This window comes from Micromonospora zhanjiangensis (genome assembly GCF_042650605.1).
In the GTDB taxonomy this organism is placed as follows: domain Bacteria; phylum Actinomycetota; class Actinomycetes; order Mycobacteriales; family Micromonosporaceae; genus Micromonospora_J; species Micromonospora_J zhanjiangensis.
The window spans coordinates 549,981-566,381 of the sequence record NZ_JBHSBN010000002.1; the positions used below are offsets into that span (position 1 = coordinate 549,981).

At 68.6% G+C, this 16,401-nt stretch carries 18 protein-coding genes and 2 pseudogenes; 15 read left to right on the plus strand and 5 right to left on the minus strand.

The features are described from left to right. The first annotated feature begins 280 nt into the window (after window positions 1-280). Genes ACFOX0_RS05630 through ACFOX0_RS05640 form a run of 3 tightly spaced genes read left to right on the plus strand, consistent with a single transcriptional unit; the run spans window position 281 to window position 2,696 of the window. A complete protein-coding gene (locus ACFOX0_RS05630) occupies window positions 281-1,282 on the plus strand; it encodes an NAD-dependent epimerase/dehydratase family protein (protein WP_377542456.1) in 1,002 nt (333 codons plus the stop codon). A 40-nt stretch (window positions 1,283-1,322) separates the two neighbouring features. Then, on the plus strand, window positions 1,323-2,081 hold the full coding sequence (locus ACFOX0_RS05635) for an enoyl-CoA hydratase/isomerase family protein (RefSeq protein ID WP_377542457.1): 759 nt from the start codon (window positions 1,323-1,325) through the stop codon (window positions 2,079-2,081). 9 nt (window positions 2,082-2,090) lie between these two features. Then, window positions 2,091-2,696, plus strand: a complete 606-nt coding sequence (locus tag ACFOX0_RS05640; RefSeq protein ID WP_377542458.1) for a TetR/AcrR family transcriptional regulator — start codon at window positions 2,091-2,093, stop codon at window positions 2,694-2,696. Window positions 2,697-2,787: 91 nt separating this feature from the next. Here the strand turns inward: ACFOX0_RS05640 and ACFOX0_RS05645 are convergent, their stop codons facing one another. Then, on the minus strand, window positions 2,788-3,939 hold the full coding sequence (locus tag ACFOX0_RS05645; protein ID WP_377542459.1) for an FAD-dependent oxidoreductase: 1,152 nt from the start codon (window positions 3,937-3,939) through the stop codon (window positions 2,788-2,790). A gap of 216 nt (window positions 3,940-4,155) precedes the next feature. On the opposite strand from ACFOX0_RS05645, the pseudogene ACFOX0_RS05650 reads away from it, so the two are divergent. The 6 genes and pseudogenes from ACFOX0_RS05650 to ACFOX0_RS05675 form a co-directional block, all read left to right on the plus strand. Next, window positions 4,156-4,290, plus strand: a pseudogene (locus ACFOX0_RS05650) (LacI family DNA-binding transcriptional regulator); the annotation flags it as partial. A gap of 36 nt (window positions 4,291-4,326) precedes the next feature. Next, a complete protein-coding gene (locus ACFOX0_RS05655; RefSeq protein WP_377542540.1) occupies window positions 4,327-5,211 on the plus strand; it encodes a substrate-binding domain-containing protein in 885 nt (294 codons plus the stop codon). 17 nt (window positions 5,212-5,228) lie between these two features. Then, window positions 5,229-6,152 (plus strand): arylamine N-acetyltransferase family protein, encoded by a 924-nt coding sequence (locus ACFOX0_RS05660; protein ID WP_377542461.1) that lies wholly within the window; start codon window positions 5,229-5,231, stop codon window positions 6,150-6,152. Further along, on the plus strand, window positions 6,145-6,708 hold the full coding sequence (locus tag ACFOX0_RS05665) for an NADPH-dependent FMN reductase (protein ID WP_377542462.1): 564 nt from the start codon (window positions 6,145-6,147) through the stop codon (window positions 6,706-6,708). The genes ACFOX0_RS05660 and ACFOX0_RS05665 overlap by 8 nt, the downstream gene beginning before the upstream one ends. A 24-nt stretch (window positions 6,709-6,732) precedes the next feature. Further along, a complete protein-coding gene (locus tag ACFOX0_RS05670) occupies window positions 6,733-7,449 on the plus strand; it encodes a GNAT family N-acetyltransferase (RefSeq protein WP_377542463.1) in 717 nt (238 codons plus the stop codon). Next, window positions 7,446-7,562: pseudogene (locus ACFOX0_RS05675) on the plus strand (VOC family protein); the annotation flags it as partial. The gene ACFOX0_RS05670 and the pseudogene ACFOX0_RS05675, both read left to right, overlap by 4 nt. Window positions 7,563-7,694: 132 nt before the next feature. On the opposite strand, the gene ACFOX0_RS05680 reads toward ACFOX0_RS05675, so the two are convergent. Both ACFOX0_RS05680 and ACFOX0_RS05685 read right to left on the minus strand, forming a co-directional pair. After that, window positions 7,695-8,705, minus strand: coding sequence for a peptidoglycan-binding domain-containing protein (locus ACFOX0_RS05680; protein WP_377542464.1), 1,011 nt, complete (start codon window positions 8,703-8,705; stop codon window positions 7,695-7,697). 156 nt (window positions 8,706-8,861) lie between these two features. Then, window positions 8,862-9,122, minus strand: coding sequence for an Imm21 family immunity protein (locus ACFOX0_RS05685; RefSeq protein WP_377542465.1), 261 nt, complete (start codon window positions 9,120-9,122; stop codon window positions 8,862-8,864). A gap of 30 nt (window positions 9,123-9,152) precedes the next feature. Between ACFOX0_RS05685 and ACFOX0_RS05690 the strand changes: the two genes are divergently transcribed. Genes ACFOX0_RS05690 through ACFOX0_RS05705 form a run of 4 tightly spaced genes read left to right on the plus strand, consistent with a single transcriptional unit; the run spans window position 9,153 to window position 12,637 of the window. Next, entirely contained in the window at window positions 9,153-9,563 is a 411-nt protein-coding gene (locus ACFOX0_RS05690; protein ID WP_377542466.1) for a GntR family transcriptional regulator, read from the plus strand. After that, window positions 9,560-10,465 carry an ABC transporter ATP-binding protein gene (locus tag ACFOX0_RS05695; RefSeq protein WP_377542468.1) on the plus strand — a complete coding sequence of 302 codons (906 nt, stop codon included), beginning with the start codon at window positions 9,560-9,562 and terminating at the stop codon, window positions 10,463-10,465. Before ACFOX0_RS05690 ends, ACFOX0_RS05695 begins: the two co-directional genes overlap by 4 nt. After that, entirely contained in the window at window positions 10,462-11,082 is a 621-nt protein-coding gene (locus tag ACFOX0_RS05700) for an ABC-2 transporter permease (RefSeq protein ID WP_377542469.1), read from the plus strand. Before ACFOX0_RS05695 ends, ACFOX0_RS05700 begins: the two co-directional genes overlap by 4 nt. A 1-nt stretch (window position 11,083) precedes the next feature. After that, window positions 11,084-12,637 (plus strand): glycosyltransferase family 39 protein, encoded by a 1,554-nt coding sequence (locus ACFOX0_RS05705; protein WP_377542470.1) that lies wholly within the window; start codon window positions 11,084-11,086, stop codon window positions 12,635-12,637. Window positions 12,638-12,930: 293 nt separating this feature from the next. Here ACFOX0_RS05705 and ACFOX0_RS05710 read toward each other — a convergent pair whose 3' ends face one another. Beyond that, window positions 12,931-13,623 (minus strand): helix-turn-helix transcriptional regulator, encoded by a 693-nt coding sequence (locus ACFOX0_RS05710; protein WP_377542471.1) that lies wholly within the window; start codon window positions 13,621-13,623, stop codon window positions 12,931-12,933. Between the two features lie 99 nt (window positions 13,624-13,722). Here ACFOX0_RS05710 and ACFOX0_RS05715 point away from each other — a divergent pair, with 99 nt between their 5' ends. Both ACFOX0_RS05715 and tal read left to right on the plus strand, forming a co-directional pair. Further along, window positions 13,723-14,166, plus strand: coding sequence for a hypothetical protein (locus ACFOX0_RS05715; RefSeq protein ID WP_377542472.1), 444 nt, complete (start codon window positions 13,723-13,725; stop codon window positions 14,164-14,166). A gap of 124 nt (window positions 14,167-14,290) precedes the next feature. After that, a complete protein-coding gene (gene tal / locus ACFOX0_RS05720; protein ID WP_377542474.1) occupies window positions 14,291-15,397 on the plus strand; it encodes a transaldolase in 1,107 nt (368 codons plus the stop codon). Between the two features lie 322 nt (window positions 15,398-15,719). Here the strand turns inward: tal and ACFOX0_RS05725 are convergent, their stop codons facing one another. Then, the gene (locus ACFOX0_RS05725) at window positions 15,720-16,349 is read right to left on the minus strand and encodes a DUF2249 domain-containing protein (RefSeq protein WP_377542475.1); all 630 of its coding nucleotides are present in this window, start codon (window positions 16,347-16,349) and stop codon (window positions 15,720-15,722) included. Window positions 16,350-16,401 lie beyond the last annotated feature (52 nt).

Sequence of the window (16,401 nt, forward strand, 5' to 3'; positions counted from 1 at the left end):
ACGGCGGCAGGCTCGAGGTTGCCGCGCCCGTAGGGCCGGGAGTGGGGATGGCTGTGTGTGTTCCGCCGTGATCGTGGCTGAGCCAGGAGGCCCTTGTTGCATCCTCGGTCGATTCCTCGACGGGTTGTTGGCGTTCGAGGAGGCCTGAGTCGGCAACGAGCTACCCGGTGATGACAAAGTCATCCCAAAGCGTTGACGGTGTCATCTCGATTGCCTACGCTGGCTGTGATGACGCCGTCATCTTGCATCGCCGGGGCCACGCAATCGTCGAGGAGTATCGATGAAAATTTTTCTCACGGGCGGATCGGGCTTCGCCGGAGGAGCAATCCTCCGGCGGCTGGTCAACGACGGGCACACGGTGCACGCGCTCGCGCGGTCCGCGGCGGCCGCGGACGCGATCACATCGGCCGGCGGGCTCCCGGTCAGCGGTGACCTGTTGGACCTGGTCAAGTCCGGCAGCGGGCCTGCATGGCTACAGATTCTCAGCGAGGTCGACGCCGTGGTGCACTCGGCGGCCTTCATGGCCTTCTGGGGACCCGACCAGGTTTTCGTCGACCGCAACCTGCTGCCGACCCGCGCCCTCTACCAGGTCGCCGTGGAGGCACGGGTCAAGCGATTCGTCTTGGTGTCCGCGGCCAGTGTCTCCACCGGCACCAATCACGACCACACCGTCGACGAAAACTCTGACACGGGCAAGGCGAACATCGCCTACAGCCGCGTGAAGCTCCGCACCGAGCAGGAACTGCTTGCCCTGCCGCACGGGAACACGTCCCTGGTCGTCATCCGGCCGCCGTTCCTGTGGGGCCAGGGCATGACCCACACCTTGCAGGGATTCATCGACTCCGTCGAAGCCGGCCGATTCGCCTGGATCGACGGAGGGCGGCACATGGTCGACTTCTGCCACGTCGACAACCTCGCCCACATCATCACGCTGGCGCTCGACCGTGGGGATCACGGCTTGATCTGCTACGTCACCGACGGCAGCCCTCGGCCCGCCCGCGACTTCTTCACCCCTCTGCTGGCCACCCGCGGCGTCGACGTCAGCGCGGCCAACAGCGTTCCCCGGGCAGTCGCCTCACCTCTGGCCACGCTCATGCAGACCGCCGCGAAAGCGCGTCGCAGCGCCACCGCACCACCGCTCACCCCTTGGATCATCTCGTTCATGGGCCGCGACCGCGTCTACGACATCACCCGCGCACGACTTCGACTGGGCTATCAGCCGGCGATCACCGTGGAAGAAGGACTCCGGCAAATGGCGCAGCCCCACGCCCTGGGCCGCTGAACCTCGCGTCTACGCCACCCGACCAGCGAAAGGAATCTCCATGAAGCAGTTCACAGTGGATGACCAGACGTCGAAGGCACGTCGAGTCACGTTCGCCAGTCCACCGTTCAACCTGATCGGCGCGGACACTGTGGCTGAACTGTTGGACGTCGTCGACCGTCTGAGCGGCGAGGAACAGGCCAGCGTCGTCATCTTCGACAGCGCAACGCCGGGATTTTTCTTCAACCACGTCGACGGCGACCAGATCCCGGCCATCGCGGACATGGCCGGCAGCGGGCCCTTGCCCGGGTTCGTCGAACTCGGCATGCGCTTGGCTGCCGCACCGTTCGTCAGCATCGCGTCGATCCGGGGACGTACCCGTGGCGGCGGCGCGGAGTACACCGCCGCCTTCGACCTGCGCTACGCCAGCCGGGAACAGGCGGTCTTCTGCCAGCCCGAGGTCGGCCGCGATCCCCGACGCCGAACTCGACGACTTCGTCAACGCTGTGGCCCGGCGTATCGCCAGCTTCGACAAGCAAGCCATCACGGCGGTCAAAACCCAGGTGAACCGCTCCACCTTGCCGCCGGAGGAGAACCTGCTGGCGTCGTTCGTCGAGTCCGCCCGATCCACCACGGGACCTGGCGTCGAGGCTCGAGGGCGGGCCGTCGGCAAACTCATCGCCCAGACCGGGATCGACGACTTCGAACGAAACCTGGGCTACCACCTCGAGTCACTGGCCGAGCAGCCGTAGCAGCCTCAGGGGCTGGTAGCCACAACCCTTCGTCTACGGTCGGCAAAGGCGTCCTAACCCGGCCATAGGATGAACGGATGATCCGCGCTGAAACGGCCGCCGCGACACGCCAGGCCCTGCTCGAAGCGGCGGCCGAGCTGCTTGACCACGGCGGCCTCGAAGCCGTGACCCTCCGTGCCGTTGGAGCGCGGGCAGGGGTCACCCGTGGGGCCCCCTACCGGCACTTCCCGGACAAAGAACACCTCATGATCGCGGTCGGCAGCCATGCCTGGGACGAACTCGGTCAACGAATTGGCGCCATCCACCGAGACCCCAACCTCACACCGGCCGCAAAGCTGCGGGCCCTCCTCGCCGCTTTCATCAACCTCGCCCGCCGCCAACCCCATCTCTATCGTCTGATGTTCAGCAGCCCCGCCAGCGATCCCACCGCGTTCGCCCGGGCTGCCCAGCCCACGCAGGACGAATCCCTGCAAGTAGTCGCCGCCGTGACCGGCGAACACCACGCCCGCCGATACGCCGCCCTACTCCTCGCCAGCGCCGACGGCATCGCCGGCATGGAACTCACCGGCCAGCTCGAAGGCGACAAATGGCACACCACCGCCGAAGAGCTGATCGACACCCTCGTCACCATGGTCGCCGCTCAAAACCGCGGAAGCGCTGCGGAAGCGGCGGGCAGTTCCTGACACATTCTCGACCAGGCGGGGGCGAAGAAGCCACCCGCACGGGCACCCTCGCCTCCGTACTACGGCACGTACCGAATCCGCAAGGAATCAATCAGGTAGGCGGGGCCGTCGCTTCGGCCTTTCGCTGCATCCAGGTCCTGGCCTGGTCGACCAGTTGTTGCGGCGCGTCGGGGGCAAAGCTGGCGACGAGATTGTCCGCCGACGCCCGGCCGGCTGCCTCGGCACGGGAGAACATCGCTGTTTCGTACGCGGTAAGCGCGGATTCCACGTCGGAGTGTTCCGCCAACGCGGCGCCGAGCTCCGCGGCGTCGAGCAGCGCGAGGTTCGCTCCCTGCCCGGCAAACGGGGACATCACATGCGCCGCGTCGCCGAGCAGGGTCACGCCGGCGGTCCGTGCCCACCTCAGCCCCACCGGAAGAGCGTAGATCGGGCGCGGAACCAGGGGCCCTTCGCCCTTGCCGATCAGCGCGCGGAGGCCGGGCGCGAAGTCGTGGAAGATCTCCAGCAGCCGCTGACGAGTGCCGCCCGGGTCGGTGGGATCTACGAGCCTGCGGGCCCAGTTCTCATCGCTCTGGACCGCAAAATACATTCTGATCATGCCGCCACCGTTGCGCTGGGCGATGATCCCGTGGCCTTCCGCGAAGGCGTACATCGACCCCGGCCCGACCAGCTTCGCCGCCTCGCGATGCGTTGCATCGACATCAGACAGAAGATCCTCGACGAAGGACACGCCGGAGTAGAGGGGGACCGCGTCCGTCAGCAGCGAGCGCACCTTCGACCGGGAGCCGTCTGCGCCCACCAGGACCTCGGCCTCCACGATCTCACCGTTACCCATGGTGAGCTCCGTGCGCCCGCCGCCCAGCCGTGTCACCGAGGTCACCCTCGCGTTCCAGCGGATAACACCCTCGGGTAGCGATTCGACCAGCAGGCGCCTCAGGTCGCCGCGGTTCACCTCGGGCCGCACGCCGGCGCCGCCCTCGTACGCCAGATCGAAATGTACGGTCCCGAACCTGTCGACAAGGCGTGTCGTCTCCCCTGCGTCCCGCGAGATCGAGCGAAACTCCTCGAACAGGCCGGCATCGGCGAGCGCCCGCTGACCTGAATCCTCGTTCAGGCCGAGCGTGCCGCCCGCGTCGCGGGCCCCCGACGAAGCGTCAAGCTCGTAAACCGTCGACGGGATCCCGCGTAGGTGCAGGATGCGGGCCAGAGTCAGACCGCCCAGCCCACCTCCGACAATCGTCACGTGTCCCGTGGCCGCCAATTCCCCACCGTCCTTCGTTGCCGGCTGGCTTGCCTGCCAAATCTAGCCGGGTAGTTCCGAAGTCAGGGGTCGATGTCTGGGCATGAAGGGAGGGGTGTCCAAGATCACCTTGTGACGCAAGGCTGCTGCGCCCTGGGCCTCTGCTTGACGTCGCACTTTCCACAATGCACCATGTTAAACGATTAACAGAGGATGGCCATGGGTGCGCGGGTTACATTGCGGTCGGTCGCTGAGGCAGCCGGAGTCTCGACGGCTGCGGTGTCGTACGCCTTCAACCGCCCGGACCGGTTGTCCAGCGAGATGCGGTCGCGGATCCTCGCCGTGGCACGCGAACTCGGTTACTCCGGCCCGGATGCCGCCGCGAGGTCGTTGCGGACCGGGCGGGCCAACGCGATCGGCGTCATCTTCACGACCGGGCTGACGTACGCCTTCAGCGACCCCTACGTCCTTGCCCTGCTCGGCGGCCTCGCCGAGACCCTGGCGCACAGCCGTACGAGTCTGGTGCTCATCCCGTTCGCGCCGGTCGTCGCCGGGCTCAGCGACGCGGAGGTACGTGAGTCGCTCGACGCCGTGCACAGGGCGGTCATCGACGGCGCGGTGGCCGACGGGCTCACCGACGACCATCCGGCCGTCCGTGCCCTGTCCGACCGTTCGCTACCCCTGGTCCGCTCCTCCGACACTGCGGCAGGTCGCTGCGTAATGATCGACGACCGGCAGGCGGGTCGGGAGATCGGACGTCACCTTGCCGACCTCGGCCACCACGAGGTCGCGGTGGTGGTCTCCTCCCCGAGCGAGCCGGGTCGCATTGTCACGCCCGCAGACGAGGCAGCGCTCTACCCGTACTCGCGGCATCGGCTCGCCGGCATCCGCGAGGCGCTGCCCGCTGGTGCCCGAGTGCGCGTCGTCAGTGGCGGAAACAACGCCGACGCCACCGGGCACCTGGCGGCGACAGCTCTCCTCGCGGCCCCCGACCGTCCGACGGCGATTGCCGCGGATAGCGACGTGCTCGCCGCCGCCGTCGTCGAGGTCGCCACGGTTCAGGGGCTTCGCGTCGGACACGACGTGTCGGTCACCGGCTTCGATGACGTGCCCCTGGCGGCCTCGACCGGGTTGACCACCGTCCGTCAGCCCATCCACGAGAAGGGCCGGCTGATGGCACGCATGTTGCTCGACCCGGACAACACACCGAATCGCCTGACCCTGCCGACCGAACTCGTCGTCCGCTCCAGCACCGGCCTCGTTCCGAATCGCTGACGTGAGAGGAATGTGACATGATCCTTCGACAGGCTTCGCCACTGGGAGACACAAGCTCCACGACCCATTGGCGGATCGACGCACTCGATGTCGACGCTTACCTGCGTCGGGTCGGTCACCGCAGGCCCACCGCACCGGACGGTGCGACGCTCCGCAACCTGCATCGGGCCCACATCGCCGCGATCATCTTCGAGAACCTGGACGTGATGCTCGGCCGGGGCGTCGAGGTGGACCTGCCGCGGGTGCAGGACAAACTCGTCCACGCCGGCCGCGGCGGGTACTGCTACGAGCACAACGTGCTCTTCGGCGGGGTACTCCAGCACCTCGGCTATCGGGTGGACCGGCTGCTCGCCCGTACCGGCGACCCGGCCGAGCAGCCGCGCCCACGCTCGCACCTGGTCCTGCGGGTCGACGACGGCGACCAGGTGTGGCTGGCCGACGTGGGCTTCGGCTCCGGCCTGCTCGAACCGGTGCCACTGGTCGAGGACGCCCCGCAGCGACAAGGCGCGTGGGAGTACCAACTCCGGCGCGGCACGGACGGCGCCTGGCGGTTGCAGGAGCGGACCATCGACACCTGGACCACCCTGCTGACCTTCACCGAGGAGCCGCAGTACCCGGTCGACGTCGAGTTCGCCAACCACAACACCGCCACCAGCCCATACTCGCCGTTCACCCAGCAGTGCATCGTCGTCCACAAGGACGACACGACGGTCCGGCGTCTCATCGGCCGCGACTACAGCAAGGAACGCCCCGGTGCCGCGACCCGCACCCGAACGCTGACCGACGAGGAGTACGGCGCCGTCCTCAACGCCGAGTTCGGCCTTGCCCTGAGCCCGCCGGAAATCCAGACCCTCGTCGCCACCCTCGCCCCACCAGGCGTAGACCGCCCCACCGCTCCGGACCTGGAACTCCGACCACCGCCTGGAGATAACGATGCGTGACTCCTATTCCCTCGCCGTCATCACCGGCAGCGTCCGCGCCGACCGCATCGGCCCGAGAGTGACGCGGTGGTTCCTGCGCCACCTCGACCGGCATACCGACGCCGTCGTGGACCACCTCGACCTGGCCGAACTCGATCTCCCCGGCGACCTGGCCGGTGGTGGAGACGCCGAGCGGTTCACCAAGCGAGTCGACCAGGCCGACGGCTTCGTCGTCGTCACGCCCGAATACAACCACGGCTACCCCGGCCCTCTGAAGACGGCCATCGACACGCCCTACGAACAGTGGCGGGCCAAGCCCCTCGGATTCGTCTCCTACGGCGGTGCCTCCGGCGGTCTGCGCGCCGTTGAACAGCTCCGGACCGTCTTCGCCGAACTGCACGTCCCCACCATGCGCACCAACGTCCTGATTCCCAACGTGCACGACGCGTTCGACGACGATGGCGAACTGCGCGATCCCGGGCCCGTTGAAGCCGCCCTCGCCGAGATGGTGCGCCAGCTGAACTGGTGGGCCCACACCCTGGCAGCCGCCCGGGCGGACCGTCCGTACGACTGCTGAACCGAGAGCAACGGGGGCCCAACGATGATCATCCGCCCGTACCAGCCGGACGACCGCGACGCCGTCCACGACATCTGCATCCGCACCGCCGACGCCGGCGAGGACGCCTCGACCTCCTACGCCTACCCGAACATCCTGCCCGAGATCTTCGCCCACCCATACACCCACCTCGAACCCGACCTGGCCTTCGTCCTCGACGACGGTGGCTCGGCCGTCGGATACGTCCTCGGCACCGCAGACACCCGCGCCTTCGCCGCCCGGTTCCGCAACGAGTGGCTGCCGCTGGTCGCCGACCGGTATCCGCGGCCCACCGGCGACTTGAGCACGCCGGACGCCGTCATGGCGCACCTGCTGCACACACCCGAGCGGATGGTGCTGCCGGAACTCGCCGACCACCCTGCCCACCTGCACATCGACCTGCTCGCCGGATACCGACGGTCCGGACACGGCCGGGCTCTCGTCGACCGCTTCACCACCGCAGTACGTGAACGTGGCACACCCGCCCTGCACGTCGGGATGGTCACCGTCAACCGCCAGGCCCGGCTCTTCTACGACCGGCTCGGGTTCCGACCGCTCCCCGTCGCCGATCCCGGACCACTCACGTATCTCGGCCTGGCGATTCCGGACCTGCCGAGCCCAAGGACCTCTGTGCGTACCGGCAGCCCCGCCCAGGGCCGCGCACGGGAGTGCCAGCCAAGACGCAGCGTGCGGCCCTGGACGACGGGCGCGATGGAGGGCTGAAGCTCAACGAGGTGGCGGTGCGGATCGCGCGCCCGTGCACAGATCTCGCGGCTGAGGCACGGTTCTACGTTGACGGCCTCGGCCTCGACCTGCTGCACCGCATCCCTGCTGACGGGGCGCCGCTGCTGCGGTCGGAGAGAGTACCGGTGGGGTCGGTGTTGAGCAGCACGCTCGGGCTGAACAGGTCACCGGTACGCCAGACCGCGCCGGCCGCGGCGATCACGGCCGGCGTACGGGTGCGGTCGTCACCGGGTGCGTTGGTACTCCTCCCAGGTTTGGATCGGGATCCGTGGCCCGTCGTCCGGGGCGTGGTTCGCCAGGCCGTTGCGGCCGAGGTAGTAGTCGCCGGTCTGGTGCTGGGCCGGGCTGGACAGGTCGGTGTCGTTGATCGCCGCGGCGTGGATGTGCCACCGCCAGTCACCCTGGCTCGGGTCGCGTACCCAGGCGGCGAAGCCGACTCGGCGCAGCGCGCGGGCGGCGGCGGTACGGGTGGTGGCGGACATGCCGGCGATGTCGATGTCGACGACGCCGCCCCCGTCGTGGGTGCCGGCCGAGGTCGAGTCACCGCCCGGGTTGTACGAGCCCTGTTCGAGCACGAGGCGGAAGCCGAGCAGGCGCTCGGCCTCGGTGAGCATCGCCTGGGTGCGGGCGTCGACGACGTGGCCGTCGCGCTGGACCCGGCTGCCCGGTCCGATCGCCCGGGTGACCGCGAACCGGTCCTGGCCGAGCCTCGTCAACGAGGTGGTGCCCGGCAGTCCGCTGGCGGCGATCCCGGAGTACCCGAGCGAGCGTTGGTAGGCCGCGTACGCCGAGATGGTCTGCGTACCGAAGTAGCCGTCCACCCAGCGTGCGTCCAGCAGGTTCCGGTCCCGCAGTGCCTGCTCGACCAGCAGGACGGAGGCTTTGGCGCCCGGCGTCAGCGTGTCGTCGGCGCGTCGTGGGTCGATCTGGGCGGCCAGCACGGTGGCCTCCATGTCGACCGCCGGCAGCGCCGCGGCGGTCACGTCGGCCGTGGACCGCGCGGTGGTCGACGGATCGCCGGACGCCGCGGCGACGACGTCGGGCGGTGCGGTGCCGGACGGTGCGCCGATGACGGTCAGCGCCACGGCCGTTCCGCCCGCCAGTCCCGACAAGCCGGCCAGCACCGGCGCGGAGGCCGCGGCGGAGGCCGGGGCCGCGCCCACCAGCAGGCCGCCCAGCACCGCGAGGAGCGCGAAGCCTCTCGTGCTGGACACCCGTTGCGTTGTCGTCCCCATGCCCTGCCTCCTCAGTACGTCCACATGTCCCATCGCCGCCATTGCTACCGGCCGCGTTGATTGATCGACACCCGGTCGGCGGCCGGTCAATCAACGTCTCACGCCGGACGGGCGACGCCAGGGGACTGAGCCGCTCCACGACACCGACGCCAGCGCTCAGAGGTCGTCTTCCTCGTACTCCGCTGCCCACCGCAGGAACAGCCGTTCCGGGGATAGGTACGTCGTCATCGCCGGCTCGTCACCCAGCGCAGGCGCCTGCCGCTGACCGATCGTGACTACGCCGAGGTAACCGACACGCCGTCTTGTCAGGCAACCGCAGCAGTGCCCGGCTTGGCCGATCCCGACATGGCACTCGGCCCGCACTGGACCTGATGGCCCGCTTGTGTAACTACCGTGCTGACTGTATATAGTGTCCATGTACAGGTGAAGGAGGAACGGAGGGCTCTCGTGCGGGTCGTGTTGTCCAATAGCGCTGGCGTGCCGCTCTATCAGCAGATCAAGGAACAGGTCGGTACGGCCATCCTGTCAGGGGAACTCGCTGAGGGCAGCGCTCTGCCCTCCGTGCGGGCACTTGCTCGTGATCTGCGGATCAGCATCATCACCACCACCCGCGCCTACGCGGAGCTGGCCGCCGAGGGGTTCATCGCAACGGTCCCCGGCAAGGGCGCGTACGTCCTGCCGCTGGACTCGGCGCTCGTACGCGAGCAACTGCTGCGCCGGGTGGAGGACGGACTGCAGACCGCCCTGGACGCCGCCCTTCGGGCCGGCCTCGACCGTGAAGATCTCATCCAGATCCTGGACGGATTAATCCAGGACGAGCCTGAGTACGCCTCAGCTCAGAATCGGGTAGGTCGGTGACCAGCGATCTCGCGTTCGCCCTACGTGGCGTGGGCTGCGTGGTGGGCAACGGCTTCGCGTTGCGTGACGTGAGCTTCGAGCTGCCGACCGGCTATGTCATGGGTTTGATCGGTGCGAATGGGGCCGGCAAGACGACGACGATCCGTTGCCTGCTGGGCATGCGGGGGATCGAGACCGGCGATATCGAGCTGCTGGGCCACCGGGTGCCCGGACCGGTCGCGCTCCGCCAGGACGTCGGGGTGGTGCTCGACCACACCTATCTCGTGGGCGACTGGCGGCTTTCCGAGGTCGAACGGACGCTGCGACCCTTCTACGACCGGTGGGACGCCGTCTGCTATCGACAGTTGCTCGAGGAGTTCGGCCTGGATCTGCGGGCGAAGGTCAAGGACCTGTCCCGCGGTATGGCGATGAAGCTGATGATCGCCGTGGCGCTGTCGCATCGGGCGCGGCTGCTCGTCTTCGATGAGCCGACCAGTGGCCTTGACCCCGTGGCTCGCGAAGAGCTCGTCGGTATCATCGGGCACTTCCTGCTCGACGAGGGGCACAGCGTCCTGTTCTCGACGCACATCACCGCCGACCTGGACCGCATCGGCGATTACGTGACGCTCATGCATGGCGGTCGCATCGTCCGAACCGGCAGCAAGGACGAGATCCTGGATGCTTACCGGGTCGTGCGGGGCGGACCCCACGATCTGAGGGACCTTGTCGGCGTCGAGCTGATCGGCGTCAAGGAGTCATCGAGCGGGACGCAGGCTCTCGTCCGCACCGAAGAGGCCGACTTTCTCGGCGGGGGCGTCCTCGTTGAGGTCCCCACACTGGAGGAGATCACGGTCCACATCGGATTGTCGTCAAGAGATCCAGCGGCAGGAGTGCCCAACGGCCGGCACGAGGAGGTCGCATGACCGCCCTCGCCCGCATGACCGTGCTCCACCTGCGCACCGTTGCGCCGTACCGGACGCAGGGCCTACTGGTGTTCGGCGTGATTGTCCTGATCGATTCCCGCAGCCTGGTAGGTCTCGTACCGGCGCTCGCGCTGCTGCTCGCCCCGTTGGTCGCCGCACAGCCGTTCCTGGTCGCCGACAAGGCGGACCTGCAGACGCTGTACGCCGTCCTGCCCTTGTCTCGCCGCACAGTGCTGCTCGGGCATTACGCCTGGGCCCTGATGAGCTTTTTCGTCATCGTCATCACGGGTACAGCCCTGGCCGCTCTCTTCGCGCAGGCCCAGCACATGGCGTTCGGCGGTCGTAGCCTGGCAACGCTGCTGACGCTGTCTTGGGCGCTGTTCGCCGTCAACATCTCGATCCAGCTCCCGTTGCTGATCCGATTCGGATACACCCGCATCAGCGTCGTGGCCACCACCGTGCCGCTGGCGCTGGTCATGCTGGCCGTCACTCGGGTCCACCTGGACCTCGCACCGATCCAGGACTGGCTGCCACTCTTCTGGGCGGCCGGCGCGGCCGCGATAGCGACGTCCGCCGCCCTGGCGTCGTGTGCATCGAGCCAACGACAGCGGTCCTGACATGGCACTGCCGCCGGACGCGCGCATGTCCTCGTTCCAGCATCCACACATCGACATGAGCGTGGTGACGAGCACGCCGGGGGGTTCCCGTTGGTGGGCGGTGCCATGGCCGGTGTGGCTGGTGGCCGGGCTGATGGTCGCCGGGTTGCTCAGCCTGTCACAGGCGTACGGCTTCCATGGCGACGAGATGTACTTCGTGGTGGCCGGGCAGCATCCCGCGTTCGGGTATGTGGATCAGCCGCCGCTGACGCCGTTGCTGTCGGCGGCGTCGGTCGCGGTCTTGGGGGTCTCGCCCACGGCGGTGCGGATCCTGCCGGCGCTGGAGATGGCCCTGGTCGTGATCATCGTGGGGTTCATCGCCCGTGATCTGGGTGGATCGCGCCGGGCGCAGGTGCTGGCCGCGGTGACGGCCGGCGTCTCGGGGTATCTCGCCGCCGGGCATCTCGACACCACCACCGAGCCGGACCTGCTGATCTGGGCGGCGGTGATGTGGTTGCTGGTGCGGGTGCTCGCCGGTGCGGATCGGCGGCTGTGGGTGGCCGTGGGGGTGAGCGCGGGCATCGGGCTGGAGAACAAGGACACGCTGCTGTTCCTCGCCGCAGGGCTCGCCGTCGGGGAACTGCTGTGCCGGCGCTGGGAAGTCGTCCGCTCGTCGTGGGTGTGGGCCGCGGTCGTGATCGCGGCCGTGATGTGGGCGCCGAACCTGGCGTGGCAGGCCGTGCATGGTTGGCCGCAGCTGACGATGGCCTCGCAGATCGCCGGGTACGCGGCGACGAACCGGGCCCAGGCCCTACCGTTCGTGTGGCTGTTCTGCGGTCCATTGCTGTTCCCGGTCTGCATCGCGGGCCTGGTCTGGGTGCTGGGGTCGTGGGCGGCCGCGCCGTGGCGACCGCTCGGGCTCGCCGCCCTCGTGGCCATGGCCCTGGACCTCGTCAGTGGTGGCAAGGCGTACTACGTGATCGGCAGCGTCTCGCTGTTCATGGCGGCTGGCGGGATCGTCCTGGACGGGTGGATTGCCCGGGGCCATCGACGGCTCAAGACCGGGGGGTTCGCCGCGGCGGCCGTCGCCTCCGGCGGGCTGATCTCGGTCCTGACCCTGCCGGTCCTGCCGGTCGCCGATTACGCCAAGACCACCCTGCCGGCAACGGTGCCCGACGTGGCCAACCAGATCGGCTGGCCGCAGTTCGTCGCGACCGTGGGCCAGATCGTGGCCGGACTACCCCCGGCGCAGCGTGACCATGCGGTGATCCTGGGCAATGACTACAGCGAGGCCAGCCCGCTCATCCTCCTCGGCAAGGGACTGCCGCCGGTCTACTCCGGTCACAATTCCTACTGGACCTGGGGACCCCCACCCGCCGAGCGCACTGTCGTGGTCCACGTCGGGGATTGGCGACCGACCGACTGGGCCCGGTACTTCACCGGCTGCCGGGATGTCGCCCGTATCGACAACCGGCTCGGAATCGACAACAGCGAACAGGGCGTCCCGGTCACGGTGTGCACCGGCATCAGCGCCCCATGGACGACGATCTGGCCTGCCCTCCGCACCGTCAGCTGACCCAGCAAGCCCGCGCTCACTACCGCTCGGCAGATCGGCTCGGCAAGGAAAGCGCCTGGTCAGGGCGGCGCGGACCGTTTGTTGACACGGAAGAGGTCACTGGTTCATACCCAGTATCGCCCACCAGCTATATGAGCAGCTCAGACGGCTCGTTACCAGAGTTCTGGTAACGAGCCTGCGCTGCATTCTCGGCGCGCGACAGACTCACACCAGTTGGCTCACCCAGCCCCAGTTCTACGGTTAACCGGCCGACGCCCCCGACCATGACAGCGCCATCTCGTTCTCCACTGCCGTCAGGGGTCGGGTCTCTTCACCGCGCTGCCTGGCCGCAGCCGCACACAGCAGTGGCCGGGGCCCGGGACGAGTTCCGCGATACACCGCGAGTCTCCGGCACCATCGGCGACGCCGCGCAACAGGTGCAGGTTCACCCCGCACACGAGCGCCGTGTACTGCTGGGCGAGCCGGTGGAACGGGCAGTTGCCCAGCACCACGGCGCCGCCGTCATGCTCCGGCCGCCGCGGCTCGTAACCCGCGTCCTCCAGCGCCGCGAGCAGGTTGCCGGCCGCCGCGCCGATGGTCCTGCCGGTGTCGTAGGCCGTGCGGTGCAGCACCTCCCGCACTGCGGCGCCGGTGTCGATCGACTCGGTCACGGCTGCGGCGAGCAGGCCGCCGACCAGGTCGTAGTGCTGCTCGGGCACCGACACCGCCACCTCGCCGTCGGTCCGCCGGTACAGCTTCGCGGGGCGGCCGGCGCCGGGACCGCCGCGCCCTGGCGGCCGGCGGTATTCGACGGCGAGCAGCCCCTGTTCGGCGAGTCGGTCGAGGTGGGAGGCGGCGACCCTGCGGCTGAGGCCGAGGGCTTCCGCGGCCGCGTCACGGCTCACCGCCGCCCCGGCGCGGGCGACCAGGTTGAACACGGCGCGCCGGATCGGGTCGTCGAGGGCGGCCAGGGCGGCGACGCGGTCGGGCAACGGGCGAGGGACCATCACCCGATTGTAAAACACGAACATCTTGACTTTAGAAGACAAGTAGGCCTAGCTTCTAACGTACGGAGATTCCGCTTTTAGAAGATCGGAGTACACGTCATGAGCGTTAACGCACCGGGTTCGGCAACGATCTCTCGGCTGCCCGGCCGAGCCGCCGATCCGGCTCAGCAGGCTTTTCTGCTGCTGCGCACCGTCTTCACGGTGGCGCCGGTCGCCTTCGGCCTGGACAAATTCGCCAATCTGTTGACCGACTGGCCGGGCTACCTGGCACCGTTCATCGACCGGCTCGTCCCGGGCACCGCGCAACAGGCGATGTACGCCGTCGGCGTGATCGAGATCGTGGCCGGGCTCCTCGTGGCGGTCCGGCCGAAGTACGGCGCCCTCGTGGTGACCGCCTGGCTGGCCGGGATCATCGTCAACCTGCTGATCCTGGGCGACTTCTTCGACGTCGCGCTGCGTGACTTCGGCCTGCTCGTCGCCGCTCTCGCGCTGTCGCGGCTGGCCAGCCACCGACCGGCAGACCCGGCCTCGACTCGAAAGTAGACCTACTTCCTGACGATAGGGGCAGCTTCGCGAAGCAAAGCTGCCCGAGACCAGCCCCGCAGGTAGCGGCCGAGGTTCTCGACCAGCACCACTCACGACCCTCGTCCAGCTGAAAGGTAGACCGATGAGCACCCTGGAACGTCTCTACACCGAGTACGGCCAGAACCCGTGGCTCGACAACCTCACCCGCGGCTACCTGCGCAACGGCACCCTGAAGCAACTGGTCGCCGACGGCATCCGGGGCGTCACCGCCAACCCGACCATCTTCGCCAAGGCGATCGTCGGCTCCACGGACTACGACGAGCAGTTCGCCGCGCTGACCGCCGCCGGGCGGCCACTGCAGGACGCGTACTGGCAACTGGTCGTCGACGACGTCACCGCCGCGCTGGCCGTGCTGCGCCCGGTCTTCGACACCAGCGGCGGGACCGACGGATTCGTGTCCGTGGAGGTGGCCCCCGAGCTGGCCCGCGACACCGAGGCCACGCTGGTGGCCGCCCGCGCGCTGCACGAGCGGATCGCCGCGCCCAACCTGTTCGTCAAGATCCCCGCGACCGAGCAGGGCGTCCCCGCCATCCGCGAGATGATCGCCGACGGGCACAGCGTCAACATCACGCTGATCTTCTCCCTCACCCGCTACGAGCAGATCATCGAGGCGTACCTGTCCGGGCTCGAAGCCCTCGTCGAGCGCGGCGGCGACCCGTCGCGGGTGCACAGCGTCGCCTCGTTCTTCGTCAGCCGGGTCGACACCGAGGTCGACCGGCGCCTCGAGACGGCCGGCACCCCGCCAGCCCTGGCCTTGCGCGGTCAGGCGGCGATCGCCCAGGCCAAGCTCGCCTACCGACTGTTTCGGGAACGCTTCACCGGCGAGCGGTGGCAACGGCTGGCCACCCTCGGGGCGCACCCACAACGGCCGCTGTGGGCCTCCACCTCCACCAAGAACCCGGCCTACCCCGACACCCGCTACGTCGACCACCTCATCGGCCCGGACACCGTCAACACCCTGGCCGAGGTCACCATCGCCGCGTTCACCGACCACGGCACCCTGGCCCGCACCATCGACACCGAAGTCGACGAATCCGCCGCGGTGATGCGCCGACTCGCCGCGGCCGGCGTCGACATGGACGACGTCGGAGCGACCCTCGAAGACCAAGGCGTGGCCGGCTTCCACGCCTCTTCCCAGCGGACGCTAGCCGCGCTCAGAACCAAGGCCGAGCAGCTCAGCCACCGCTGAGTGGGAGTGGGCCGGATGGGCGCGGTCCGGGCTCGTTCTTGTGGGTCGCCCTGGGGCGGGCTCGTCCGCCTCGAGTCTGCGGACTTGCCGTTGGGCGCCTCGGTCCACACCGCTCCGTCTCCGTCCGGCCGTGCCCCCGCGCCGACACGATGCTCGGACAGCCGCGGTCCGGCACCGCGTGCCGGACCGCGCAGGCGCCGGTCACTACCGCGTCACCCTCCGCGTCCCGCGACGATAGGCGCCGGGACAGGGGGCAGTGCGCGGCCGCGCCACGGCACCGGCCGTCGTCGCTACCGGCGAAGGGATCCACCGCTGGTACTCATTAAGACGTTTTGGCTCTGCTGGTGTCCAGTAGCAGAGCTTGCCGGCGCTGGTGCACCGTCAGATAGCGCAGACCCTCGACGCCGGCGGTGAACTGTCGGCGCGAGCGGCGCGGCATCCACAGCAGGACACCGGGTGTGAGCTCGATCGTGCCGAGTTCGGTGGTCAGCTGGCCGCTGCCGGCCAGTACGTGGACGAGAACGTCGAGGTCAGGTCCGGTATGGGCGTCGATTGCCTGCCCAGGCGGCAGCGCGATGACGTTGGCGTCGAGGTCGCGCTCGCGGGGCTGGAGTTTCCACACCGCTCCGGTGACATCGGCGGCAGTCGTGTCAGCGGTGATCGTGGTGGTGTCGACCAGCACGCGCGGGAGTGGGGTGCCGGCAAGTTTGGTGATCTGGATGCGCCAGTCGCGCATCTCGCGGTTGAGGTACTCCCAGCGGTAGCTGCCGGCGTGATCGGTCTCGAACTCTTCATGCAGATGCTGCGGATCGTGGTCATTGACCAGCACGAACGCTGCACCGACGGGCAGGGCGGCGTAGGTCGCGAAGATCGTGGGGTGCTTGTCAGGCTTGCGCATCCCGCGCACATCCAGTTCCTGCACGTCGGGGTCGCTTGTGGCCTTCGGTGACATCGCGGTTCTCCTGCTCCGTAATTTCTACAATCCAATATTGTGTAAACTCTAG

Coding starts and splice junctions, on each gene's coding strand:
- ACFOX0_RS05705 (WP_377542470.1), top strand. CDS start 11,084: ATGGCACTGCCGCCGGACGCGCGCATGTCCTCGTTCCAGCATCCACAC.
- ACFOX0_RS05715 (WP_377542472.1), top strand. CDS start 13,723: ATGAGCGTTAACGCACCGGGTTCGGCAACGATCTCTCGGCTGCCCGGC.
- ACFOX0_RS05670 (WP_377542463.1), top strand. CDS start 6,733: ATGATCATCCGCCCGTACCAGCCGGACGACCGCGACGCCGTCCACGAC.
- tal (WP_377542474.1), top strand. CDS start 14,291: ATGAGCACCCTGGAACGTCTCTACACCGAGTACGGCCAGAACCCGTGG.
- ACFOX0_RS05700 (WP_377542469.1), top strand. CDS start 10,462: ATGACCGCCCTCGCCCGCATGACCGTGCTCCACCTGCGCACCGTTGCG.
- ACFOX0_RS05635 (WP_377542457.1), top strand. CDS start 1,323: ATGAAGCAGTTCACAGTGGATGACCAGACGTCGAAGGCACGTCGAGTC.
- ACFOX0_RS05685 (WP_377542465.1), bottom strand. CDS start 9,122: ATGGACACTATATACAGTCAGCACGGTAGTTACACAAGCGGGCCATCA.
- ACFOX0_RS05680 (WP_377542464.1), bottom strand. CDS start 8,705: ATGGGGACGACAACGCAACGGGTGTCCAGCACGAGAGGCTTCGCGCTC.
- ACFOX0_RS05630 (WP_377542456.1), top strand. CDS start 281: ATGAAAATTTTTCTCACGGGCGGATCGGGCTTCGCCGGAGGAGCAATC.
- ACFOX0_RS05710 (WP_377542471.1), bottom strand. CDS start 13,623: ATGGTCCCTCGCCCGTTGCCCGACCGCGTCGCCGCCCTGGCCGCCCTC.
- ACFOX0_RS05665 (WP_377542462.1), top strand. CDS start 6,145: ATGCGTGACTCCTATTCCCTCGCCGTCATCACCGGCAGCGTCCGCGCC.
- ACFOX0_RS05660 (WP_377542461.1), top strand. CDS start 5,229: ATGATCCTTCGACAGGCTTCGCCACTGGGAGACACAAGCTCCACGACC.
- ACFOX0_RS05725 (WP_377542475.1), bottom strand. CDS start 16,349: ATGTCACCGAAGGCCACAAGCGACCCCGACGTGCAGGAACTGGATGTG.
- ACFOX0_RS05640 (WP_377542458.1), top strand. CDS start 2,091: ATGATCCGCGCTGAAACGGCCGCCGCGACACGCCAGGCCCTGCTCGAA.